This window comes from Streptomyces sp. CAU 1734, assembly GCF_039888735.1.
GTDB lineage: Bacteria > Actinomycetota > Actinomycetes > Streptomycetales > Streptomycetaceae > Streptomyces.
Window position 1 is genome coordinate 200,548 of sequence record NZ_JBDQQP010000010.1, and the last position, 21,317, is coordinate 221,864.

General features: G+C 70.8%; 23 protein-coding genes. 4 read left to right on the forward strand and 19 right to left on the reverse strand.

What is annotated here, in order from left to right:
• Positions 1-82: 82 nt before the first annotated feature.
• Positions 83-1,357: a site-specific integrase gene (locus AAFN69_RS20765; protein ID WP_347730096.1), complete on the forward strand. Its 1,275-nt coding sequence runs from the start codon at positions 83-85 to the stop codon at positions 1,355-1,357.
• Between the two features lie 16 nt (positions 1,358-1,373).
• On the opposite strand, the gene AAFN69_RS20770 is transcribed toward AAFN69_RS20765, so the two are convergent.
• From AAFN69_RS20770 to AAFN69_RS20780, 3 genes are all read right to left on the reverse strand, one after another.
• Positions 1,374-1,598 carry a hypothetical protein gene (locus AAFN69_RS20770; RefSeq protein WP_347730097.1) on the reverse strand — a complete coding sequence of 75 codons (225 nt, stop codon included), beginning with the start codon at positions 1,596-1,598 and terminating at the stop codon, positions 1,374-1,376.
• 773 nt (positions 1,599-2,371) lie between these two features.
• Positions 2,372-2,614: a hypothetical protein gene (locus AAFN69_RS20775; RefSeq protein WP_347730098.1), complete on the reverse strand. Its 243-nt coding sequence runs from the start codon at positions 2,612-2,614 to the stop codon at positions 2,372-2,374.
• A gap of 211 nt (positions 2,615-2,825) precedes the next feature.
• Positions 2,826-3,308 (reverse strand): hypothetical protein, encoded by a 483-nt coding sequence (locus tag AAFN69_RS20780; protein WP_347730099.1) that lies wholly within the window; start codon positions 3,306-3,308, stop codon positions 2,826-2,828.
• 157 nt (positions 3,309-3,465) lie between these two features.
• On the opposite strand from AAFN69_RS20780, the gene AAFN69_RS20785 reads away from it, so the two are divergent.
• Positions 3,466-4,692: a helix-turn-helix transcriptional regulator gene (locus AAFN69_RS20785; protein WP_347730100.1), complete on the forward strand. Its 1,227-nt coding sequence runs from the start codon at positions 3,466-3,468 to the stop codon at positions 4,690-4,692.
• Between the two features lie 36 nt (positions 4,693-4,728).
• On the opposite strand, the gene cutA is transcribed toward AAFN69_RS20785, so the two are convergent.
• The 6 genes from cutA to AAFN69_RS20815 form a co-directional block, all read right to left on the reverse strand.
• Positions 4,729-5,049 carry a divalent-cation tolerance protein CutA gene (gene cutA, locus AAFN69_RS20790; protein ID WP_347730101.1) on the reverse strand — a complete coding sequence of 107 codons (321 nt, stop codon included), beginning with the start codon at positions 5,047-5,049 and terminating at the stop codon, positions 4,729-4,731.
• A 252-nt stretch (positions 5,050-5,301) separates the two neighbouring features.
• Positions 5,302-5,658 carry a hypothetical protein gene (locus tag AAFN69_RS20795; protein WP_347730102.1) on the reverse strand — a complete coding sequence of 119 codons (357 nt, stop codon included), beginning with the start codon at positions 5,656-5,658 and terminating at the stop codon, positions 5,302-5,304.
• Positions 5,659-5,809: 151 nt separating this feature from the next.
• The gene (locus AAFN69_RS20800) at positions 5,810-6,292 is read right to left on the reverse strand and encodes a hypothetical protein (RefSeq protein WP_347730103.1); all 483 of its coding nucleotides are present in this window, start codon (positions 6,290-6,292) and stop codon (positions 5,810-5,812) included.
• Positions 6,293-6,407: 115 nt separating this feature from the next.
• Positions 6,408-6,761, reverse strand: coding sequence for a hypothetical protein (locus AAFN69_RS20805; protein ID WP_347730104.1), 354 nt, complete (start codon positions 6,759-6,761; stop codon positions 6,408-6,410).
• 67 nt (positions 6,762-6,828) lie between these two features.
• On the reverse strand, positions 6,829-7,074 hold the full coding sequence (locus AAFN69_RS20810; protein ID WP_347730105.1) for a hypothetical protein: 246 nt from the start codon (positions 7,072-7,074) through the stop codon (positions 6,829-6,831).
• A 316-nt stretch (positions 7,075-7,390) separates the two neighbouring features.
• Complete coding sequence (locus tag AAFN69_RS20815) at positions 7,391-7,789, reverse strand: hypothetical protein (RefSeq protein WP_347730106.1); 399 nt, start codon at positions 7,787-7,789, stop codon at positions 7,391-7,393.
• 657 nt (positions 7,790-8,446) lie between these two features.
• On the opposite strand from AAFN69_RS20815, the gene AAFN69_RS20820 reads away from it, so the two are divergent.
• Complete coding sequence (locus AAFN69_RS20820; RefSeq protein ID WP_347730108.1) at positions 8,447-8,782, forward strand: hypothetical protein; 336 nt, start codon at positions 8,447-8,449, stop codon at positions 8,780-8,782.
• A gap of 56 nt (positions 8,783-8,838) precedes the next feature.
• A complete protein-coding gene (locus AAFN69_RS20825) occupies positions 8,839-9,246 on the forward strand; it encodes a helix-turn-helix transcriptional regulator (RefSeq protein WP_347730109.1) in 408 nt (135 codons plus the stop codon).
• Between the two features lie 112 nt (positions 9,247-9,358).
• Here AAFN69_RS20825 and AAFN69_RS20830 read toward each other — a convergent pair whose 3' ends face one another.
• The 10 genes from AAFN69_RS20830 to AAFN69_RS20875 form a co-directional block, all read right to left on the reverse strand.
• Positions 9,359-9,706 carry a hypothetical protein gene (locus AAFN69_RS20830; protein WP_347730110.1) on the reverse strand — a complete coding sequence of 116 codons (348 nt, stop codon included), beginning with the start codon at positions 9,704-9,706 and terminating at the stop codon, positions 9,359-9,361.
• Position 9,707: 1 nt separating this feature from the next.
• Entirely contained in the window at positions 9,708-9,950 is a 243-nt protein-coding gene (locus AAFN69_RS20835; RefSeq protein WP_347730111.1) for a hypothetical protein, read from the reverse strand.
• 57 nt (positions 9,951-10,007) lie between these two features.
• Positions 10,008-10,889 carry a peptidoglycan-binding protein gene (locus AAFN69_RS20840; protein WP_347730112.1) on the reverse strand — a complete coding sequence of 294 codons (882 nt, stop codon included), beginning with the start codon at positions 10,887-10,889 and terminating at the stop codon, positions 10,008-10,010.
• Positions 10,890-10,892: 3 nt separating this feature from the next.
• A complete protein-coding gene (locus AAFN69_RS20845; RefSeq protein ID WP_347730113.1) occupies positions 10,893-11,339 on the reverse strand; it encodes a hypothetical protein in 447 nt (148 codons plus the stop codon).
• Between the two features lie 76 nt (positions 11,340-11,415).
• Positions 11,416-12,093 carry a hypothetical protein gene (locus AAFN69_RS20850; RefSeq protein ID WP_347730114.1) on the reverse strand — a complete coding sequence of 226 codons (678 nt, stop codon included), beginning with the start codon at positions 12,091-12,093 and terminating at the stop codon, positions 11,416-11,418.
• Complete coding sequence (locus AAFN69_RS20855; RefSeq protein ID WP_347730115.1) at positions 12,090-12,722, reverse strand: hypothetical protein; 633 nt, start codon at positions 12,720-12,722, stop codon at positions 12,090-12,092. The genes AAFN69_RS20850 and AAFN69_RS20855 overlap by 4 nt, the downstream gene beginning before the upstream one ends.
• 12 nt (positions 12,723-12,734) lie before the next feature.
• Complete coding sequence (locus AAFN69_RS20860; RefSeq protein WP_347730117.1) at positions 12,735-13,424, reverse strand: hypothetical protein; 690 nt, start codon at positions 13,422-13,424, stop codon at positions 12,735-12,737.
• Positions 13,421-14,521 (reverse strand): DUF5047 domain-containing protein, encoded by a 1,101-nt coding sequence (locus AAFN69_RS20865; RefSeq protein ID WP_347730118.1) that lies wholly within the window; start codon positions 14,519-14,521, stop codon positions 13,421-13,423. Before AAFN69_RS20865 ends, AAFN69_RS20860 begins: the two co-directional genes overlap by 4 nt.
• Before the next feature lie 70 nt (positions 14,522-14,591).
• Entirely contained in the window at positions 14,592-16,832 is a 2,241-nt protein-coding gene (locus AAFN69_RS20870; protein WP_347730119.1) for a hypothetical protein, read from the reverse strand.
• Positions 16,832-21,289: a peptidoglycan DD-metalloendopeptidase family protein gene (locus AAFN69_RS20875; protein ID WP_347730120.1), complete on the reverse strand. Its 4,458-nt coding sequence runs from the start codon at positions 21,287-21,289 to the stop codon at positions 16,832-16,834. Before AAFN69_RS20875 ends, AAFN69_RS20870 begins: the two co-directional genes overlap by 1 nt.
• Between the last annotated feature and the right edge of the window lie 28 nt (positions 21,290-21,317).

The window sequence follows — 21,317 nt, forward strand, 5'->3', positions numbered from 1 at the left end:
CTGGGTTTATGGCTGCAAACCGGCCTGGTGGACTTCCTGCGTGGGAACACCGTGGGAACACTCGGGGGGTAGCCTGCCCCTCATGGCGAGCATTCACCCGCGGAAGAACCGCGTAGGAGAGATCACCAGCTACCAGGTGAAATGGAGAGAGGGTGGGTCCCGCAGTGGTCGGGGCCAGTCGGAGACCTTTGACGACCCGGACGCGGCAGAGATCTTCCGAGACGCTGTCAACGACGCAGGGCAGGACTGGCCCCCCGGATGGATGAAGGGCCGCGGCTACATTGCGGCCCAGTCCGCGCAGAGCGCGGACGATGATGCGGCCTACCGCTTCCGCGCCTACGCGACGCGCAGAATCGAGACCCGGACGGGCATCGAGGAGGCGTACCGCCAAGCGTGCTTCAAAGAACTTGAGCGGTGGATCTTCCCGACGTTCGGAGAGTGCGACGTACGGAGTGCGGAGCACTTCTCCGGCGACACGGTCAAGGCGTGGGTGCGGCAGTTGGAGCAGACGCGCGTACGCCGAGGCGCGCAGCTGGCGAACTCGCCGAACCTCAAGAAGATGAGCCCCAAGACCATACGCAACCTCCATGGACTGCTGAGCAGCATCCTCCAGGAGGCGGTAACGGCCGAGCCGCCGCTCCGGGCCCGTAACCCGTGCGAGCTCACGCGGCTCGGCCGGACCGACGACGACGGCGCCGATGGTGCCGATGAGGACATTTGTTTCCTCACTCCACAGGAGGTCGCGGGGATCAGACAGTGCCTCACGCGGCAGAGTGACAGGCTGCTGGTGGACGTCAAGTACGGCACCGGATTCCGATGGGGGGAGATCACCGCCCTCACGCCGAAGGCGGTAGAGGACCGGGCCACCGCGCGCCCCAAGCTGCGTGTCCGCCAGGCATGGAAGAAGGACGGTGAAGGCGGCTACTACCTCGGCACGCCGAAGTCCAGGCGGTCGCGGCGATCGGTCCGGATCAGCTTCACAGTGCTCCGCGCGCTGGAAGAACTTGGTATCGACAGGATCGGCGACGACGGCCTGTTCTGGACCGGCGCGACCGGGCAGCGCCTGCACACCAGCACCTTCAACGACCGGTGGCACCGGGCCGTCCGCGCGGCCAAGAAGGCCGGCCTCCTCCCGGACCACAAGGCGCCCACTCCGCACGACCTGCGGCACTCGCACGCGGCGGCGCTCATCTCCGCCGGCCATCCGCTGACGTACATCCAGCGCAGGCTCGGGCATGAATCGATCAAGACGACATCGGACCTGTACGGGCACCTGTTGCCTGAGGTGGACGACGACGCCATGGAGACCATCGAGACGGCGCTGAGCGGTCAGCGGCTGTCTCTTCGCTCAACGTGATCGGGAAGCCCCTGCCCTAGGGGATCAGCTTTAAGCGTCGCTCACCTCTCAGCCGAGTGGCCGCGGCGTCCGAACTCTTGAGCACCTGCTCGATGCGGGCCTTGGCTACCTCCACCCGCAGGGCATCGACCTCGGCACGCAGCCTGTCGACGGACCGTCCGAGCGTGCGGTAGCACACCGCCAGGGCGCCAATGGTTGCGAGCGCGATTCCCAGCCCAATGCCGAATATCAGTTCGATCATGTATGTAGGCATCTCCTAGGCATTTCGGTGCGGGGGGGTGCATGGCGGCACCGCGAGGTGCGCGTCGTATGCCCTTGAATGTGCCGGTTGTGTAGCGGAAACGTTCCTTCACGTTACCCATGGTCATGACCCCCGCAAAGGGGGTACCGGCAATCTCTTCCCTGCACCGCAGGTCAGGACAATATGTGTGGCGCGTGCGAGCAGCGTCAGATTGCCGTTCCCCTTCCAATCGGGGCACCTGGGGGTGCTGCGATCGGATCGATGGAGCGACACTCAAACATGAAAACCCTACTATTGAGTAGATGTGTTAGGGGAACACCCTTTTGCCCTTTCTTGGCGATTCCTTGGATGAGCGTTGGGGAGCCTTCGAGCACCCTGCGGATGCCAGCAGGCGTCCCCCGGATGGAGTGCCGGCGGTCGGTATGAGTGAGCCCCGGCCGCGCGGGATCGGTGACGGCCGGGGCTCCATCCCGCGTGCGGGGTGTGGATCACCACGGGATAGGTGACACCCGTATACGGGGGTTCAGGGGTGGCGGCCCCGCGCTCCGGGGTGAGGGTGGCGGCGTGGGGCATCTCTCCGGCCGGGGCTCGAAGCCGCCGGCCGGAGAGGACGATCAGGTGCATCGATCATGGGCTGGACCGGAGTGAGTCACTGATCGGGCGGGTTGCCGGTTGTGCAGTGAGCGGCTGGTAGGGCGGGCCGATGGCGCCGCAGTGCGGGCAGTGCCACCAGCCGCCCTCGACGCGCATACCGCCGCCGCAATTGCTACAGGTCATGGGTGTGTGTTCACCTCCTCCCCTCCTTCCTCGGTGTTTTGCAGGTCGGAGACGTATCCCTTGAGCCCCGTCGACTCGGTGTTGAGCCGGCGGGTGTATGTGAGGGCCTGCTCTTTGGTGAGACGGACGGCTGCGTACATCCCGCCTTCACGCTCGATATGGGCGAGGTAGCCGTGCACGGCGTGCGCGATGGACCAGCCGTGGTCCGGGTCCGTGTGGCTGCGATGGGCGATGAACATGGGCATCACTCCTTCCCGTCGAATGTAATGGAGTGATCACCCTTAGTGGTGCGCCTTGTGGGGTGGCAGCTGTGCGCGCATTGCAGATCGAGCAAGGGCCGCTCGTCCGGGTGCTGGCCCTGAAGCCGGACCTGACATGGGCCGTCGCAGTGTCCGCATTCGCCAAGGCGGCACTCCGGCGACACCCGTCCGGGGCCGGTCTGCTGATCCGTCACCGCCGGGCGTCGTTAAGCCGGTCCCGGCCGCGCTCGATCAGGGCGACGACCCGCGCGGGATCACACAGCGCACCCGGATGGTCCATCGGGACACACCAGTGCACGCCTATGTGGTCGGTGATCGTGGCTCGGGGGGTGACGATCCACGCCCCGCGGCCGAGGCAGCGGGCGAGCCCGCACGGCCATTTGTCGGTGCTCTGCGGAGGCACCAGGGCGTAATACCAGCGGGTGTGGTCGGCGAGCACGGGGCCGGCCACGGCGAGACGCAGTGCGTCGGCGACGACGGTGTGGTCGACACCGTCGTCGGCGGTGTCGACGGCGGCGTGGACCAGATCGCTCGGGATCCGGACAGCATCGAAACGGACGCCCATCGGCAGCACGGTGTATGACCTCTGCGTCCAGTCATTCAGCGGCTCGGATGGGTTGTTGCGTGAGCCCGCGAGCCACTCCTCGATCGCATACGCCGTGGTCGTCGTCATGGCATCCCTCCCGTACCGGTGTTCCCGTCATCAGCCATCACACCGGCAACTGGGGCACGGACACAGGGCAGATGGGCGGGGGAAATCACTGTCAAGGGGGAAACAGAGGGGGAAAACGGGGCCATGATGGGACTGTCGTTCACGGACAGGGGGCACCATGGCACCACCGGCCTTTGGGCAGCGGCTCAGAAGTCTCCGGATCGAGGCGGGGCGGACTCAGGGGCAACAGGCCGAGGCGGTGAACGCCGCCTCGGGCCGGACCACGATGACCCGCCGGGAGATCAGCCGGTACGAGACCGGCAGGAACATCCCGACGCCCCGCACCGTCGCGGCCATCGCGGTGGCCTGCGGCCTGCATCCGGAGCATCTGGAGAACGAGGCGGCGGCCGCGCGGGCCCGGCGATCGGCAGGAGAGGACGACGACGTGAGACGACGGACCCTTATAGAGGGGGGAGTCGCAGCCCTGGGCGCTGCTGCGGCGGCCGAGCCCTGGGGGCGCTTAGCGCACGCTCTGGGGCGGGGAACACGGATCGACACGGAGACAGCTGACGGTCTGACCGGCAGAACGGCCGCGCTCCACATCAGCGAGCTGCGCCTCAGCGCACAGCAGCTGCGCGGTCAGGTGGTGGCGCACCTGGATGCGATCACCGCGGCAATCGCGCACGCGGGCCCTCACCGGCGTGAGCTGGTCATCGCGGCCGGCGAGACAGCGGCGCTCGCCGGATGGCTGGCCTGGGACATGGGCGACCACCAGGCCGCGCGCGCGTACTACCGCGCCGCAGCCGACTGTGCGGACGATGCCGGACACCCGCCCCTGCGGGCACTGGCACTCGCCTACGCAAGCTACGGCGCCGCCGGCCCGGCGGCGCTCGCTCTGCTGACGCAGGCCGCGCAGGACGTCCGCGGCCCCGGTTCGGCCACTGCGGCGGCATGGGTGAACGCCCGGACGGCGGAGGAAACGGCGGCGTCAGGGGATGAGACCGGCGCGCTCCGGGCACTGGACCGGGCCCGCACCGCCTACGACTATGCCGACCCGTCCAGCGAACAGGCGTGGGTGGCGTTCATGAGCCCGGCCCGGATGGATGCCATGGCCCTGTCCGTGTACGGACGCCTGGCGCACCCGGATCTCGCGGACGCTGCGAGCGAGGCGACTGACCGCCTGGGGCGCCGGTCGGAGGCGGGGGTGGTGATCCTCGGCGACGTCGCAGCAGCGCTCCTCCAGAGCGGGGACCAGGACCGCGGGGTGGGCCTGGCGACAGAGTTCGCCGAGGCGGCCAGTACGCGGCCCAACACCATGGGGCAGGACCGCCTGCGGAAGATCGCGGCGCGGCTCCCGGACGGGGAGCGGGACTTGTCGGAGCACTTGCGGAAGCTTGCCGGGTAGCCGGCGCCCTCCCGTGCGGGGGCGCCGGCCGGAGCTCTACTGTGCCGTTTCGGTCTCCACCCAGCTGAGATACGCCTCGGAGCCGCCGTCGATCGGGAGCACGATCCACTCCGGGGTGTCGTAGCCGTGGTGCTCGGCTACCCACTGTGCCAACTCGGGGAGCCGTGTCCGGGGCGTCTTGTAGGACACCCTCCATTCCCGGTCGGCGGCCACGTTGCCCTCCCACCGGTAGACGGCCGTGATCGGGGGGTCGACATGGGCGCACGCGGCGAGGCGCCCCTCTACCGCGCCCCGGGCGAGCGCCATCGCCGCTTCCTCGGAGTCGGTGGTGGTCTGTGCCAGCACGATGGCGGTCAACTGTGTCTCCTCCGTCGGTGGGTGTCTCGCCACCCTACGGCTCCCCTGAATCGGCTGAGCCGAACGCTTTCCGGTCAGACCTCTACCCGCTGGCTGAAAAGGGTGCCATGGTGAACGGGCGGGCACCCTCCCACCCCCGGGGAGGGGCCTCCCGGGGCCCCGCCTGCGCACTGCGACGCAGGCGGGACCCGCCCGCCCACCGCGTCGGCCCGAACGGGAAACCCGCCGCTCACCAGGGGGCAGCGGTGGCCGTCACGCCACCGGCGGCCCGACCGGAGTTCCGGAAAGCACTGTCACCGCGTCGGCGACGACTTGGGCGTCGTCCACGACGGTCCGGATCAGATCCGGCAGACCCGCGAGCAGCACCACGTGCACAGCACGGACCGCCGCCCGCTCGTCGCGGCTGTACGGCTCCCATGGACTGTCTCCGGAGCAGTATCGGGCCACCCCGCTCAGGAACGTGCTGATCCGGGCGCCGGTCATCTCCCGGTCGGCCATGGACAGAACCGCCGTGTACAGGCCGTCCGGCAGTTCGTCCGGGGTGATGCCGGCCGCGTCTATCCGGGCGGTGAGGTCATCGCGGGGCGGCATGGTGACAGAAGGGGGCATGGGGTCTCCTGTGCGGCGTTGTTGGTGTGGTTCCCGGCCGGGGAGACGTTCAGCGTGGTGCAGTACGGTCCTGCGGGCAAACACGGAGCGTTAGTCGAACGTTAATTGCCTGGTCAACACGTGGAAATTGGTGACTCGCTCGCTGCCGGAGTCACGTCTGCGCGAGGTAGCGGCCGGCCGCGGTCACGAATTCATCGTGGGCGGTGACCGCTTCCGCGCGTGCCTTGTCCGCCGCGGCGGCGGTGTGTTCCGTGTCCCGGATCGCATAGGTGACTGTCACCATGTGGTCGGCCGCCGCGCGGACGTCTGGATCCGGGATCAGGACGCGGAGCGCGGTGAGAGGGCGGGTGACCGCGGCGCGGGTGGCGTAGCACTGTGCGGTGAGCCGCGTGTACCCCTCCGGGTCGTAGTCGCTTCGGGCCCGGGCGTGCTGCCGTTCCCACAGGGCGCGGCGGTGTACGGAGATGGCGTCGGCGAGCTCGGTCACGGAGTCGAGCTGCGCGCGGCGGGTGTCATGGGTGGCGGTGGCGGCGACGGCGGCCAGGCCGGCCCGCTGCTGCGCGCGGCCGGAGACCAGAGAACCCAGAAGGGTGCCGGCGACGGCGACCAGGGCGACCGCTAAGGCAATGTCCATGCGGCGATTGTTCCTGGAGAGAGCGCCCGATTGGGGGGTTGCATGTTTCCTCTTTCGGACCCTGCCAGGGGGTGTGCGTGGCGCTGCCCGTCATGGGGACATGAGGCCCGGGGTGCTATCCCCGGGGTGTGACAGTGGCTCCGTAGCCGTGGAACAGATCGGCTGCGGTGGTCGCGCGCGGTCCCTGCCCCTCCACCCGAAACTCCGTGCGCAAGGCACTCAGCAGATGCAGGATGTACCGGTCGGCGTCGGCGTCGTCCCGCTCCGCGAACTTTTGGTACAAGGAAGGGTAGGTTTCGGCTTCCTCCTCTTCCTTGCGGGTCATGCCGCGGCGTCCGTCCACGCCGATGGTGCACCCGTCCGCAGTAGGTGTGATGGTGACGTGGTACGGGCTTTCGCCGGTGCCCAGGGCGGCGACGATGGCGCGCACCCGGCCGGCGACAGTCTTGGGCTTGCTGATGGAGGGCATCGCGGAGCTCCCGAACGCGTAGGCGGCGGTGGTTCCCTCCAGGGATGATGAATGGCCATCGTATCCATCACGCCTCCGCCGCTTTGGCCGTTCGGCATTCCGGGCACCGGCACTTGTGGATCCGATACGTGGCGGTCCGGCCGTGGTCAAGCTCGGGATCCCGGCCGGCGGTCAGGGCGGTGTCGAGCTGGTCCTGCCACGCGGGGTCATAGGCCGCCCATCCGTGGACACGCTGCTGCGGAATGCCCAGATCCGCCAGTGCCTCGCCCAGGGGCTGGCCGCCGGCCAGCCGCTCCAGAAGATCCAGCCGCACCGGGGCGGGGAACCGGTCCTCGGCCCGCCGCATTTTGAGTGCGCGGTCGCCCGGGCGCCGGGCGATCAGGCAGCGCGGGCACCGCGGGTGCGTCCCTTCCTGGCCCGGCGGAGCCACCGCGCCGCAGTCCCTGCACCGTTGTGCGGGGAGCGGGCGGCCCCGGCGGGCGGAGCATTTCCGGCAGGGGTGGCGCGGTGACTTCCATCCGGCGCAGGCCGGGCACCTCTCGCGGGTCTTCATGGCCGGGTACGGTACACCCCCGCCCGCGCGGGGAGCGGCCGAGTGATTGCCCGGTGCGGGCCGGGACGGCGCCATGTCAGTAGTCCTCGGTCAGGGACGTGATGTACTTGCTGGCTTCCCTGCGGGTCATGCGGGCGATGCCGTCCCGGTCGGTGGGGCCGGTCATGAATCCGCCGGCGTCGCCGGTCCTCTGCCGGCGGGCGAGGTTTCTGAGGATGTGCTCGATCTGGGCGGGGGTGGCCATGGGCGTGCCGGGCGGGACGCCCACGGCCGCAGCTTCCTTGCGGGCGGAGTGTTCCTTGATCCTGACGGTCAGGCGGTGCGCCTGGAGCGATTTGATGGCGCCGGTGCCAGAAGTAATGGCGAACCGGTAGCCGCCTTCCTCCTCGGTCCAGTCGGCCAGGGTGTCGTCATCAATCCCGGCGTCCTGGGCGAGCCTGTGAATGCGTGCTGCTTCCGAGGGTGCGATGGCCATGCCAAACTCCTGTCAAACGGGGCGGGTCGCAGAGATGCCCCCGCCGGCCCGGTCAGGGGACGGCGGGGGCTTTCCCGCATGGGCGGGAACCAGGACGCGAACGCCTGCGAAGTTGCACGTCAGCCGCGGACAACCCCCGCGTGGGCGGGGACAATGCCGTTCCGTGCGAACGGTCTCACCTGGGTCGCGGACCACCCCCGCACAGGCGGGGAGAACGCAGGGAGACAAAGACCCCAGGGGTCAACCCCACACAGGTGGGGACCAGTCTGCGTTATGACCAGTCCGGGTGAGCGGACTCGGGCCACCCCCGCGTGGGCGGGGACAACGTGCACGAACAGACCGGAACACCCCCGCACAGGCGGGGAGAGCGCAAGGCGACAAAGGCCCCAAGGGGCACCCCCACACAGGTGGGGACCAGTACGCGTGCTGCCCTGTTCAGCCAGGCGGCCTAGGGCCACTCCCGCAGCGGCGGGAACAGGGGGGACTCTAGCGGCCCCGGGCCGCCGGGTCCATCACCCGAACGGCTGAACCGCCGGCCGCCGTGGCGGCGAGGTGGGGGTGGACCCCCCAACCCTCTTGTACTTCCTAAATTAGGAAGCTAGCGTTGTCGTCATGAGGTCAGGGGAGCAGCCCCAGACCCACCGGAAGGAACCGGTCATGAACGTCACCACTGGCTACGGCACTTGGAACAACTACGGCGACAGCGGGAACGTGTCCGTGGAGGCCACCATCGTGGACGCCATCACCGGCGGCGACAGTGAGTGGCAGGATCGTATGGAAACCAGTGGCGCCCTGGACCGCATCGCCGCCGACTACCGTGACGCCATCACCGGCACCCTCCCCGACGGCATCTCCATGGCCGGCAACGAATTCATCGGCCTGCACCACACCGACCCCGACTACACCGACGAGATTGGCGATTTCGACATCAGTGAGGCGGTCCGCAGGGTCGACCTCCAGGCGATCATCCAGAAGCACGACGTGGACAACTGACGGCCGCCCCGGGCCCCGGCGCACTCGCCGGGGCCTCACGGCCTGGAGGCATCAGCATGACCGAGTACACCGGCCCGCCCCCCATGCCCGAGGATGAGCGGATGACGGACGCCGAATTCCGTGTCGTCCGGGACTGGCTCGGTCTCACCGGCGACTGGCTCGCCGCCCACCTCGGGGTCTCTCCCCGCGCCGTCCGCCACTGGGAGCAGGGCAAGTACCCCGTGCCCGACAGGGTCCGCCTGGAGATGGAGAACCTGGAGGCCCACGCCAGTGCGGCCGTCGGCACCGCGGTCGCCGCTCTGCTGGACACACCGGAGCCCGGGATTCTGACGTACCGGACGGACGCGGAGTACCACGCAGCCCATCCGGAGGTGTCCCTCCCGGCTTCCTGGCATCGTGCTGTCGTCGCACGCATCGCACAGGCGGTGCCGGGGCTGGCCATCGCCTACCCGCCCTCAGAGTAGAACCCGGCCAAGGGACGGTGATCCCGGGCCCTCTGAGGCACCTGGTGTGGAAACAGGAAACCGCCCCCGCCACCCCCTGCATGAAGGGGTGACGGGGGCGGTGGTCTGTGGCCTACTCGTCGGCCGGTGGTGGTGCGGTCTGGCGGTCGATGCGGTCCACGGCATCCCGGAGCGATGACCCCGAGTTGGGGCGCAGCTCGCGCTGCAGTCCGCGTTCCATCGCGTCCACGCGCTGCCCCAGTTTGACCATGCCCGCATCGGTGGATGCGGTCCTGGTCTCGATCGTCTCGAGGCGTTCCATCACTCCGGGCCGGGCCGGGACTCCGGGCCGGGCGGGCTGCCCGGCCCAGTCATCGCTCACGTGGTCCACCCTCACCAGGACCTGGTAGATCCAGCGCAGGACGGGGGCGATGGCGAGGAGCGCGGCGGCGCCGCCGCCGAGCCAGAGGAGTTGCTGCATCTCACCTCCCGGTCTGCTGCTGTCCGGCCGGTGCGGTGCGCAGCCAGGGAGGGAGGAGCGCCTGGACGGAGTCGAGCGCCATGACCCGGGCGGTGCCGCCGGCGACGGCCAGGGCGCCGGCGACCCAGGGCAGTGAGGCCGGGATCCCGGAGGCATGGACGATTCCGGGGAGCGCGACCGCGAGCCCCACGGTGCTCTGAAGCACGGTCCGCGCGGTGCGGCGGCTCGCGTCGGTAGTCATCATGGTGTCCCCTTTCCGGGGGTCGGCCGCCGGGCGCACGCCCGGCGGTGGTGGTGGTGTTCAGGGCTTGGGGACCTTGAGCCGGGCCCAGCTGTCCGGGCCGGGGATGCCGTCGGCGGCCGCGCCTCGGTAGCCGAGGCTGCGCTGCCACTTCGCGTAGGAGCGGCGGTCGGCCTCGCCCCATCGGGGCCCCGGGCCGACCGTGTACATGCCGCATCTCTCGGCAACGAGGCGCCGGCCCATGGCGGTGATCACCGGGGAGCTGGTCCCGGCGGTGAAAAAGCCGCGGCCGGGGTACGGCTGGTACACCGGCCGTACGGGCAGGGGCGGGCGCGGCTGCGGCCCGGGGGTGCGGCCGAGGAGATCGGTAACCCGCGCGCGCAGGGAGTCCATGGAGAAGCCGCGCGGGTCGATCTTGCCGGGCTGCCACTCCAGATGGCCGATGACGGCGCGGGCCGTCCAGCCGTGGTGGCGGCAGATCGCGGCCGCCGCTTCCGCGATGGCGTCCAGCTGCGCCTCCGGCCACGGGTCCTGGCCGTCGCCGAGGTTGACGCACTCGAAGCCATAGAAGTGCCGGTTGCCGTCGGTGTTGGCCTCGTTGTCGGCGGGCAGTGCCTTGCCCGCGATGACGGCGCGCAGGACGTCGTCGTCACCGGCGCCCGCGTGGTTGGTGCGCCCGTACCCGACGAGATGGACGGAGCCGTCTTTCGCGATGACTCCGTGGCAGAGCGGGCCGGGCAGGGTGGCGTGTCCATCCCGGCAGAGCGCGACCGTGTTCGCGGTCCCGCGGGTCACGGTGTGGTGGATCATCACGCCGTGGACCGGGCCCCAGGGGCCTTTGGAGTTGCGGTTGTGCGTGCGCCAGTCACCGACCTGGTGCACGTCCAGGCCCGCGTCCCGGAGCACGGCGAGGAAGCGGTCTGCGGTCATGGGCGTGGCCATGGGTCAGCCCCCCTGTCCGTGGCGGAGGATTGCCGCGGCGCCGGCCTGCCAGGCGGCCCGCGTCTCCGGGCTGAGCCCGCCCCATGGGGGCATGGGCCGGCCGTCCCACGTCAGCCACCCGCGCTCCTCCCCGTACGCCTCGTAGCCGAGGCGGGCGGTGTCCGCCAGATCGGGCACGCAGGGCGGCGGCGACCACGTTCCGGGGCCCTGGCCCTGGCGGCGGGAGGTGACCCAGTGCGTGAGCTGCCCGTCCAGCAGGACATGGAGGTTGATCCGGTCGCCCTCGGGATGGACATAGGTGACGGCGGCGGCGCAGGTGGTGCCCTCGGCCAGGTCGCCGAGCTCCGGCGTGGCGCCCGCCGCGTCGCGGGCGCGTGAGCTGATGTAGTCGGCATCCGTCGCGCTGAGCCGGTAGAGCACGGTCCGGCCGATGGTGGGAGTGGGGTTCATGGCTCCTCCGGGCAGCGGAAAGCCCCGGGCCGGAGGCGGCGCGGGGCGGGCGGTGGTGTGCGGGGATGTGGGGGTGTCAGGGGGATGTGGTGGTGAGGGCGCGCAGTGCGCGCGCGGCGTCTTCGAGAATGGTGGCGGCCTGGCTGAGCGCGTCGGTGGTGCCGGTGGCGAGGAGGGCATCCGCCGCGCGGGCCGCGGCGAGGAGCGGGGTCGGCGGGGTCGGGGTGGTCCACCGGGTGACGTTCAGGTGCGCGTATCCGGCGTCCACCAGCATTTTGTCCCCGCTGCGGGCGGCGGTGGAGTGGGCGTCCATGCGGAGGATGACCGCCAGGCGGTGGCCGGCGGGCCAGTCCGCGGGCGTCTTCCACATGCCGTCGACATAGAGGGGCATGTGGTGCCGGACCCGTTCGCAGTTGTCGCCGTTGAGGCTGGTGATCATGAAGACGGGGCGGGCGGGGTCGGGGTCGTCCAGGTCGTATCCCCACACGTGCTCGCCCACGCCCACGGTGTATCCGGTCAGGCCGTCCCCGCCGGTGCGGTTCGAGACACGGGCCCGGGCCCGGATGTCGAACACGTCCCCGGCCGCGCAGGGCACCACCAGGCTGCTGATGGTCCGATACGTCTGGTCCGACAGGTCTATCGGCAGGGTCACCCCGGGAGTGATCCGGTTGGTCCCCCACTGGTCATCAAGGACCAGGCCCTCTGTGGAGATCACGCCTTCCGGGGGAAGGGGCCAGACGGTTTTCACGGTCATGCGGATTCCTCTCGTACGGTGAACACGGCGGGGAGGGTGGCGGATGCGGTGGTTTCGACGGCGCCGGTGCCGGAGCCGCGGGCGATGAAAACGGTCCACGTGGTGGTTCCGGCGCCGGGGGTGTCCAGGCCGCGCGCGGGCAGGGTGTCGCCGGACCCGGCGAGGTAGGCGTGGATCGTGCCGCCGCCAACCTGGGGAGAACCGGTGGTGGTGCCGCGGCGGATCCGGAGCTCGATGCGGTCGCCGGCCACGTTGGAGCGGACCAGGGCGGTGGCGTGCAGGTCGTAGGCGACGCCGGTGCGGGTGGGGAGGGTGATCTGCATCCCCGTGGTGACTTCGGTGGTGGTGGCCGCGCTGCCGGACGTGACGAGGATGCGGCCGGACTGTCCGCGGACGGGAACCCACGTGGTGCCGTCGTACACGTCCAGGCGGGCCACATCTGTCAGCCAGGTGACCATGCCCGCGGCGGGTGCGGTGAGGGTGGCGGTGCGGGCGAGGGCGGAGGCGAACCGCATCACGGACCGGGGCGCGATGCCGTTCGCGATGGCCCGGGCGAGGGTTTCCGCGTCCGGGGCGTCGGTGAGTTCGGAGATCGCGATGCCCTGCCCGTAGTCGTCGGTGGTGGCCACACGGTCCCCCTTTCAGGCGGTCTGGTAGGTAAGGGAGAGGCGGAGGCTGTGCCCGGAGGCGAACGTCGCCGGGGCTGTGGGCGCCATGTTGGCGGCGGTCGCCGGGGTCGCCGTCGCGGGGAAGGTGGCGTTGAGGACCGTCGCGCCGGGCTGCAGGACGGTCTGCCCGATGTAGGTGCTGCCCGCGGTGAGCCGGGCGGTGCCGAGATATTCGACGGTGTCGGCCGCGGCCGGGAACGGCACCCCGAACAGATACGTGCCGGCGCCGAAGGTGGTCGTGTTGCCGGGGATGATCAGGATGCTGATGTGGCACGTCCGCTCCTCGAGGCGGTAGCGGCCGGTGCGGGCGGCGTTGCCGATCGCCGGGTTGGTGGTGGCGGCGGTCCATGAGGGTGTGTAGGGGGTCCAGGCGCCGTCCGTGGCGGGTTGTGCCAGGGGTCCGGGGGTGGTCCAGCCTCCGGCCGGGGACCCGTCGATGCGGATCAGATCGCCGATCGCCGGGTTGGTGTAGCCGCGCAGGCGGCGCGCGATGATGCCGTCGGTGGTGGTGATGTTCCCGTCGCCGGTGACGGCGGCGACGGTGGCCAGGCGGGACGTCGCGCCGGCGACACCGGGCGTCTGCTGGCCCACGGCGACGGTCTGCCGGCGCATCGCGGCGACGAGGTCACGGGCCGCCGCGTGCGGGGAGGGACCGTTGTTCATGCGTCCTCTTTCGCTCCGATGGTGGTGATGGGGAACTCGCCGTCCAGGCCGAGGGGCACGGAGAAGGACTGCACCTGGTGGAGTTCGCGCAGGCCGTCCGGGTGGATCACCCGCAGTACGTCGCCGGGTTCGAGCGCCGGGTTCGGGACGGCGGAGAAGTCACCGCGCGCGTTCGGGGCCCGGGCCGCCCGCAGGCGGAGTTCGGCGGCCTGGCGGCACGCGCTCACGGTGGTGAGGGTGGAGGAGGAGTAGAAATCGGGGCGCCGCCCGTACGGGCCGCCCCAGTAGGTGGGGCTGCCCGGGTCGTCGTCGGTCGCGAGCCACTGCACGGGCGCCACCCCGTCCGCGGCGTTCTCCCCGCGGGCGAGCACCGCGTTCTTCACTCCGGCGGCGGACATGCTGCGGGTGCCCCGTACGTAGACGCCGCCCTCGGCCGCGGCGACCTCCCACACCGGGTCGGTCGCCAGCAGATCGGGGAGGACCGCGATCACGAACGCCCCGTCGCCGTTGGTGTAGCACTCGGCCCCGGCCACCGCGGCGATCTCCTGCGCCGCCGCCCACGGGTCCGCGCCGGTGTCCCAGGTGCGGGAGCCGATGGGTGCGTCGGAGATCTGGGCAATGACGTCCGCGCCGGGGAGGCTGCGCTGGATCAGGGCGGTGATCGCGGTGATGACGGTGCCGGTGGCCCGGTACGGGGCGGTGAACGCGTCGTCCTGGATGACGCATTCGAGTGCCTTGCCGGTGAGGGTCGCCGGGCCGAGGGACGGATCCCCGGAGACTTCGTCCAGGCGGAACACCCCGAGGGCCGCGAGCTCGCGTGTCCCGTCGCCGTAGTCGACTCCGGCGGAGATCCGCAGCCGGCCGCCGTAGGTGGAGAGCTCATCGGCGGGGGTGAGCGGGATGAGCCCGGGATCGCATCCGGTGACGGTGCACGTGCGGCGGAGCGCCTGTCCGCGGTCCACGGCCACCTGGCCGCCGCCGTGGTCCAGGGGGATCACCCGGCCGTCCGTCGTGAACAGCACCACCTCGGTCACCGGGATGTGGGATTCGGCGATGCGGGCGAGGAACCTGGCCGACACCGGATACACGACCGTCACCCCCTTCTTTCTGTGGCGTGGCCGTCTCCGGCCGGAACAGGGGCCCGCCGCCCGGGCGGCGGGCGGCGGTTCAGGGCCGGCGGCGGTTGAGGAGCACGTCCTCCCACGTCGCGTACGAGGCGAGCACATCGGCCCACGTCGCGTGTTCGGCCAGGACGTCCTGCCACGTGCGGCCCGCGGACCCGTTGACCCCCACCGTGACGGGCATGTCCTGCTCTGTCAGGGGCAGCGCCCAGATACGGAACGGATCCTGCGCGTCGTGCGCCTCGCCCGTCTCCGTCGTCGCGCCCACGGACACGTACAGGTTCCCGATGCCGACACCGGGGCCGGTCTGCCACAGCAGCGTGGCCCCCGTGTCCAGGAGCCAGTCCAGGCGCTCCCGCTCCTGATCGGACTCGGTCCACACCGTGAGCTCTCCCTCACGGCCGTTGCGCACCGCCGACCGGATGATCTTGTTGCGGCGGTTCTTCACCGTGGTCGCCGACTGTTCGACGGGGCGTGTCCACACCGGCCGGGCCGCGATGGTCACCATCGTGTTGCGCTGCGGATTGGCGGGATCCTTGATCCAGCCCGCGTTGACGTCGTCGTGCGGGATGGTGACCGTGTCCGTGGTCCGGGTCTCGGACGGGCCGCCGGCCGGGTCCGCGATCTCCGCCTCGTAGTGCACCGGCACGCCCAGGGGCGCCTCGTAGTCCTCACAGATCAGAGTGTCCGAGGTGATCGGCACGGTGCCGTCATACAGGCCGGACGGGCCGCGGACCAGGCTCCGGGCCCCGGCGGCGGTCACCCGGGACAGGCGCAGCCACCGGCCCGCGGGCAGTTCCCGCAGCGTCACGGTCACGGACGCGGTCTGCGGGTGGACGGCGACCTGGACCAGGGGCAGCGCGGGCCACAGACTGACCGCGTCCAGTTGCAGCACGCTCGCCGTGGTGGTGGCCGTGAGGGTAAGTTCCACCGCCGCTTGCGTGGCACCGGCCGGCGGAACACCGGTGTCCCACGACGGCGTCCACCACCCCGGCGTCTGCGCGGCCGCGGCCGGGGAGGACGACAGGCCGAGACTGGCGTTGGCCGCGTCGTACCACCGCACGCCAACCGCGAGTGTCCATCCGCCGGCGGTGACCTGCTGCCCGGTCCGCACCCGATAGCTGTCATCGGTGTCCGTGATCGGGAACCGCGCGGAGCGCAGCACGCTTGCGCTTGCGGTGGCCGAGGTGACGGTGAGGGAGTACGCGCCGTGCAGGGCGGCGGCTCCCCACGGGGCGGACCGGGCGAGCGTCGCGACGCCGGTCGGCACCGTCCATCCGGCAACACTCTGCTCGAACGTCGCGTCGGCGGTGGGGAGGATGCTGCCGGTCTGGACGGGGGGCGCCACGGTCACGGCCACCGTTTCGGCCCGCATGACCTGTCCGGCGCTGGCGCCGGTGATGCCCACCGCCACCTCGCACGTGACGGCGGCCGCGGGGGCCGTCGCGGAGGCGCGCTGCTGGTAGAAACCGGTCCCCGGCGCGGCCAGGGTGGAGCGGGTCGCGGACAGCTGCGCCCCGCCCGCGTCCATGTACCGGAGCTCGATCCATGTCGCGGATCCGGCGGTGGGCGGGGAGAGGTGACAGGACGCCAGATACTCCGTGCCCGGCGTGACCGCGAACCGGGACGCGGTGCGGGCGTTCGCGTTCCCGGCCGCGGTCACGGTGAGGGTGAGCACCTGGCCGCCCGCGAGGTAGGCATCCACCGGCCACGTGACCGCCGGAGCCGTCCGGCTCACGGCACAGTTGGCCTGCGCCGTCCAGCCGGAGACGTCCACCTCCACCGACTCCGTCTCGAACGGCAACAAGTTGCCGATGGTGCGGTGCGGCGGACCCAGGTACACGTTCTCGAACGCCTGCGTGACCCCGCCGGCGGCCGGGGTCATGGACGCCAGGATCACCTGGGCGCGCGCGGCCCCCGCCGGGGCCGGGCCGGCGACACCGATCCGGTGCCACGCGGCCGACGGCGCCGCGGTGGTGAGCGACCACGTGATGCCCAGCTCCGTCCCGGTGACGGCGGTCAGCCACCGGATCCCGATCCGCTCCGCCACCACACTGCCCGACGCGTCCGCGAACGCCTGATAGACGCTCCCCGGAGTGACCGGGTACGAGGACACGGTGCGGGCCCGGGTCTCCCCGGCCGCAACCGAGGTGAGACGTACGGTGCCGTCCCCGTTCCGCCCGAGCGTCCCCTTGGACAGGGTGCAGTTCAGGAGCGGCGTCCAGCCCGAAATGGTCGGATCGCACGCTTCCGTGACGGGAGAGAGAAGATTCCCCGGTATCGGCATCAGATGCCCCCTCCCGCGTCCATGATCGAAACCAGCTCACCCGTCGCCGCGTACACCTCGGCCCGGGCGATGTGGGACAGCTCCTCGGACCCGACGAACACCCGCACGCTCATCCCCTCCGCCACCCCGGCCGGACCGGACAGGGCGGCGGGTGCTGCGGGGGCGACCGGCGACCGGCCGGCCGACGCGGCCGTCTGTGCCGCCATCGAGCGCGGTGAGGGAACCGCGGCCCGGGCCGCGGCGGCCTGCATCTGGGCGCGCACCGCGTCCAGCGCCAGCGGGGCCTGCCGCCCCGCCGGGCTCTTGCCGCCCAGCTCCGCCCGGATGCCCGCGACCAGATGGCCGCCGAGCCGGCCCATTTCGGCCCGGAGTTCCTTCTCCTGTGATTTCAGACCGGTCAGGAACCCGCGGCCGCCGGCGTCCGCACCGGCGTCGAACAGGGCGTCCGCCATCGTGTTGCCGTACGACACGGCCAGTTTGGTGCCGCTCTTCGCGAGTGCGTTGAGCTGTTTGATCTGGCTTCCGGTGGCTCCGGCCACCAGCCCGGCCAGGGTGCTGTCCGGGCCCATGGCCCGCAGCTGGCCGATCAGATCCTGTGACAGACCCTTCTTCGACAGCTTCCCGATCTGCCCCTCGAAACCGGCCACGGTGCGCTGCCGGTCCTTCAGGGACAGGATCAGCCCGCCCACCGTCTGCTGTTCGCCGATGTTGCCCAGGCTGAGGAAATCAGCGGCGACCTTTCGCTGATCGGCGGCGTCCTGGCGGGCGGTGGCTATCCTCGCCGCCACCGCGTCCCGCCGGGCGGCGAGCGACTGAAGCGACCCGGAGACCCGCAACGCCGCGGCGGCCAATCCCTTGCCCGCCCCGCCCGCCGCCTTGAGGTCTTTCGCGAGGTCCGCGGCGGCTTTCCGGATCCCGGCCGCCGCCCCGGTCAGGCTCCGGGTGAACGCCGCCAGGTCACCGGGAATCTCCCGCCTCGCGCCGGCGCTGCCGCCCGCGAACCCCCGCACACCGCCCGCGCCGAGGCCCGGCGCCATGCGCATGGACGTGCGGTGATCCCACACGGTCGCCCCGCCCGCCCCGAACTTGACCAGTTCGGGGCCGCGCTCTCCGACCCATGCGATTTCACCCGCCCGGGGGCGGCCGCCGTCCGCGTAGCCGAGGAGCGGCTCGGGGTTGACGGTCCGGCCGCCGCGGCGGGCCTCGAAGTGCAGATGCGGTCCGGTGGTGTTGCCGGTCGCGCCGACCGCGCCGATCCGCGCACCCCGTGCGACCCGCTGCCCCGCCCGCACCCCCATGGAGGAGAGGTGCGCGTAGAGGGAGGACAGTCCGTCGGCGTGCTGGATCCGGATGTGCTGCCCGTACGGGCCGCCGGACAGCACCGACTGAACGATGCCGGCCGCCGCCGCGCGGACCGCGGTTCCCGTCGGCGCGGGGAAGTCGGTGCCCGTGTGGTAGCCGGACGACCACATGTTCCCGCGGACCCCGTACCGGGTCCCGAGGGCCCCGGCGACCGGACGCGCCCACGACCCGCCACCGCCACCGCCGCCGCCGCCGAACAGGCCCCCGGCGGCAGAGAGAATCTTGTCCTTCAGGCCGCCGAGCATCTTCCCCGGCACCCGGGACAGGGCCTGCGCCCACGGGTCCGCGCCAATGTCCTTGACCGTGTCCCGGATGAACGCGGTCGCCTTCTCCCACATGGCGCCCGGGTCGGTGAGGAAGTCGGCGCCGGACATGACGGCGCCGCCGATGGCCCGGGCCTTGTCGCCGATCCAGTCGGCCGCGTCGCCGATGATCCCGCCGCGCGCCATGAGCTGGGTACCCGCCGCGGCGTGCAGCGCGAGCGCCCGGCCGCGGTACCGGGGGTCCGTCGGGATGACGTATTCCGGGTACTGCGAGCGGCCCTCGCCGACGATCGCCGTGGGACGGTTCACCTTCATGGGTACGGCCGGGCCCCACCCGTTCCCAACGGTGCCGCCGGCCGCGAGGAGTTTCGGCGCGGCGGGCAGCTTGCCGAGGCCGACGAATCCGGCGACCTTGTCCCACACCGCCTTGATGCCCTTGGTGTAGACCATTTCGATGATGAAATTGACCGGCTTCTTCGCGACGTCGGAAACCTGATTCCAGGCTTTCTCGATCGCCTTCTTCGCGATGCCGAACGCCGCACCGAAAAGGGCGACACCCTCTTTGCCCTTGTCGAAAAGGGGTTTCAGGGCGTTGTCCCACAGCCACATCGCCCCGGCAGAGATGCCGTCCCACGCGGGCTTGATCGCGTTGCGCCACAGCCACAACCCGGCGTCGCCCAGGGCCCTCAGACCAGCGCCGAGGAGCCCGAACATGGGCTTCAGGACGGTGTCCCACATCCACACCGCGCCCGTCGCGATGCCGTCCCACGCGGGCTTGAGAGCGTTGTTCCACAGCCACAATCCGCCGTCGCCCAGGGCCCTCAGACCGGCCCCTGCCGCGCCGAGGAGCGGCTTCAGGACGGTGTCCCACATCCACACCGCACCGGTCGCGATGCCGGAGAACGCGGGCTTCAGGCCGTTGTCCCACAGCCACAGACCGGCCGCGCCGACCGCTTTCGCGCCGGTCCAGATCGCGGAGAACACCGGCGAGAGAACCGCCGTCCACAGCCACGACGCCAGAGCGCCCAGAGCGCGGAACATGATCAGCAGCGGGGCGATCACGATCACCGCGAGGATGGTGAACAGGATCTTCCCGGCGGTGCCGATGGCGGAGAACACCGGGGACAGGATCGTGTTCCACAGCCACAGACCGGCCGCCCCGATCGCCCTCAGGCCGGTCATCAGAAGCCCGAACCCGGGCTTCAGGAAACCGTTCCACAGCATGGACCATCCGGCTTGGATCCCGGCCCACGTCGCCTGGACGATGCCGCGGAACGTGTCGCTCTTGTTGTAGGCGACGACGAGGAGCGTCGCCAGGGCCGCGATGCCGGTGATGATGAGCCCGATCGGGTTGGCGGTCATCACCGCGTTGAGGATGCCCTGGGCGATGGCGTAGCCGCGGGTGACCGCCGCGGCCGCGAGGAGCACACCCCGGTAGAGGGCGAACACGGCCGTCACCGCGGCGGTCGCGATCGCGGAGGCGTTGAGGGTGATGGTGAGTCCGGCGACGGCGACACCGACCGGCAGGAGCCAGGCGCCGTACTCCCGCAGCCACCGCACCCCGCCCAGGAACGCGGCGGCGGCGAGACGGACGGCCGGGACCAGGACGGCCGCGACCCCGCGGCCGGCCGTCAGGACCGGCGGCAGCACATCGGACAGCAGGAACGAACCGAACCGGCCGACAGTCGGGAGCACTTCGCGCGTGATGAAATTGGTCAGGCTCTGCAAACCCTGACGCCGGAACACCGTGAACGGATTGGTGGAGGTGTTGTGCAGGGTCTTTCCCATCGCGTCGGCGGCACCCTCCACCTTTCCCAGGGTGTTCACCGCGCTGGACGGGTCCAGGCTGAACAAACTCTGCTGCAAATCCTCGGCCTGCGTGCCGAACAGCAGAATGGCGGCCTGAGACCTTTTCGCCGGGTCCGGGATGGCGCGCAGCCGGTCAAACACACTGTCCAGCGCGGCGGCGGCCTGCGGCCCGCCCTTGGAAAACGTCTGCGCCATCGCCGAGGCATTCAGACCGATGGTCTTGAATCCCTCGGCAGTGGTGTCCGATCCGTCTTTCGCGCGGATCGCGAATTCCTTCAGGGCGTCGGCGACGATATCCGCATCCCGCGCACCGCCCTGCAGGCCCTGTGAGAGCAGACCGACGGCCTGCTTTCCGTTCAGCCCCAGATCACGGAACTGAGTGCTGTACTCGTTCAGCGTGTCAAGGAAGTCACCGGACTTGTCGGCCCCGCGCTGGAAACCCCGCGTGATCAGGTCGAAAGCCTCGGTCGCGTTGGCGACCATGCCGGTCTTGATGAGCTGCCCGGCCGCTTTCGCCGAGAGTCCCACATCGGCCCGGAAGGTTTCCGAAAGATTGAGCGCCGATTTGGAGAGCGCCGCTATCTCTTTCTTCGGCGCGCTCAAAGCGACGACGCTGTTCTGTGTCAGGCTCTTCAGGGAGTCGTTTATCTGATCGATGGACTCCCCGTAGCCCTTCGCGAAAATGCTGCCCGCGATCTTCCCGAGCCGTGCGGATTCCTTGGGGGAGAGCGAAAGCGCCGCCCCGAGGCGGGCATTGGACTTCCCCTGCTCGACCGCCTGATTGAAACCGGCGACGAACAGCACACCGGCCCCGACCGCGACCGCGCCGATACCGGCCTTCAGGACGGACCCGAGGGAGCCGAGCATGTTGCGGCCGGTGGCCTGTCCGGCCTGCTCGCCGAGCTCCGCGCCCACCTGGACGGTCGGCCGGCCGATCTGGTCCTGAAGAGCCTGGGCGAAACCGCGCGCGGACGGCACGATCGAGACGTAGCCGACCCCTACCTCAACAGCGGATGTGGTCATGACGGATCCCGCCCTTCCAGTGGGGGTT

What these genes read in the sequence shown, in the direction of transcription:
- AAFN69_RS20765 (WP_347730096.1), top strand. Translation starts at nt 83, where the DNA reads ATGGCGAGCATTCACCCGCGGAAGAACCGCGTAGGAGAGATCACCAGC.
- AAFN69_RS20770 (WP_347730097.1), bottom strand. Translation starts at nt 1,598, where the DNA reads ATGATCGAACTGATATTCGGCATTGGGCTGGGAATCGCGCTCGCAACC.
- AAFN69_RS20775 (WP_347730098.1), bottom strand. Translation starts at nt 2,614, where the DNA reads ATGTTCATCGCCCATCGCAGCCACACGGACCCGGACCACGGCTGGTCC.
- AAFN69_RS20780 (WP_347730099.1), bottom strand. Translation starts at nt 3,308, where the DNA reads ATGACGACGACCACGGCGTATGCGATCGAGGAGTGGCTCGCGGGCTCA.
- AAFN69_RS20785 (WP_347730100.1), top strand. Translation starts at nt 3,466, where the DNA reads ATGGCACCACCGGCCTTTGGGCAGCGGCTCAGAAGTCTCCGGATCGAG.
- AAFN69_RS20795 (WP_347730102.1), bottom strand. Translation starts at nt 5,658, where the DNA reads ATGCCCCCTTCTGTCACCATGCCGCCCCGCGATGACCTCACCGCCCGG.
- AAFN69_RS20800 (WP_347730103.1), bottom strand. Translation starts at nt 6,292, where the DNA reads ATGGACATTGCCTTAGCGGTCGCCCTGGTCGCCGTCGCCGGCACCCTT.
- AAFN69_RS20805 (WP_347730104.1), bottom strand. Translation starts at nt 6,761, where the DNA reads ATGCCCTCCATCAGCAAGCCCAAGACTGTCGCCGGCCGGGTGCGCGCC.
- AAFN69_RS20815 (WP_347730106.1), bottom strand. Translation starts at nt 7,789, where the DNA reads ATGGCCATCGCACCCTCGGAAGCAGCACGCATTCACAGGCTCGCCCAG.
- AAFN69_RS20820 (WP_347730108.1), top strand. Translation starts at nt 8,447, where the DNA reads ATGAACGTCACCACTGGCTACGGCACTTGGAACAACTACGGCGACAGC.
- AAFN69_RS20825 (WP_347730109.1), top strand. Translation starts at nt 8,839, where the DNA reads ATGACCGAGTACACCGGCCCGCCCCCCATGCCCGAGGATGAGCGGATG.
- AAFN69_RS20830 (WP_347730110.1), bottom strand. Translation starts at nt 9,706, where the DNA reads ATGCAGCAACTCCTCTGGCTCGGCGGCGGCGCCGCCGCGCTCCTCGCC.
- AAFN69_RS20835 (WP_347730111.1), bottom strand. Translation starts at nt 9,950, where the DNA reads ATGATGACTACCGACGCGAGCCGCCGCACCGCGCGGACCGTGCTTCAG.
- AAFN69_RS20840 (WP_347730112.1), bottom strand. Translation starts at nt 10,889, where the DNA reads ATGGCCACGCCCATGACCGCAGACCGCTTCCTCGCCGTGCTCCGGGAC.
- AAFN69_RS20845 (WP_347730113.1), bottom strand. Translation starts at nt 11,339, where the DNA reads ATGAACCCCACTCCCACCATCGGCCGGACCGTGCTCTACCGGCTCAGC.
- AAFN69_RS20850 (WP_347730114.1), bottom strand. Translation starts at nt 12,093, where the DNA reads ATGACCGTGAAAACCGTCTGGCCCCTTCCCCCGGAAGGCGTGATCTCC.
- AAFN69_RS20860 (WP_347730117.1), bottom strand. Translation starts at nt 13,424, where the DNA reads ATGAACAACGGTCCCTCCCCGCACGCGGCGGCCCGTGACCTCGTCGCC.
- AAFN69_RS20870 (WP_347730119.1), bottom strand. Translation starts at nt 16,832, where the DNA reads ATGCCGATACCGGGGAATCTTCTCTCTCCCGTCACGGAAGCGTGCGAT.
- AAFN69_RS20875 (WP_347730120.1), bottom strand. Translation starts at nt 21,289, where the DNA reads ATGACCACATCCGCTGTTGAGGTAGGGGTCGGCTACGTCTCGATCGTG.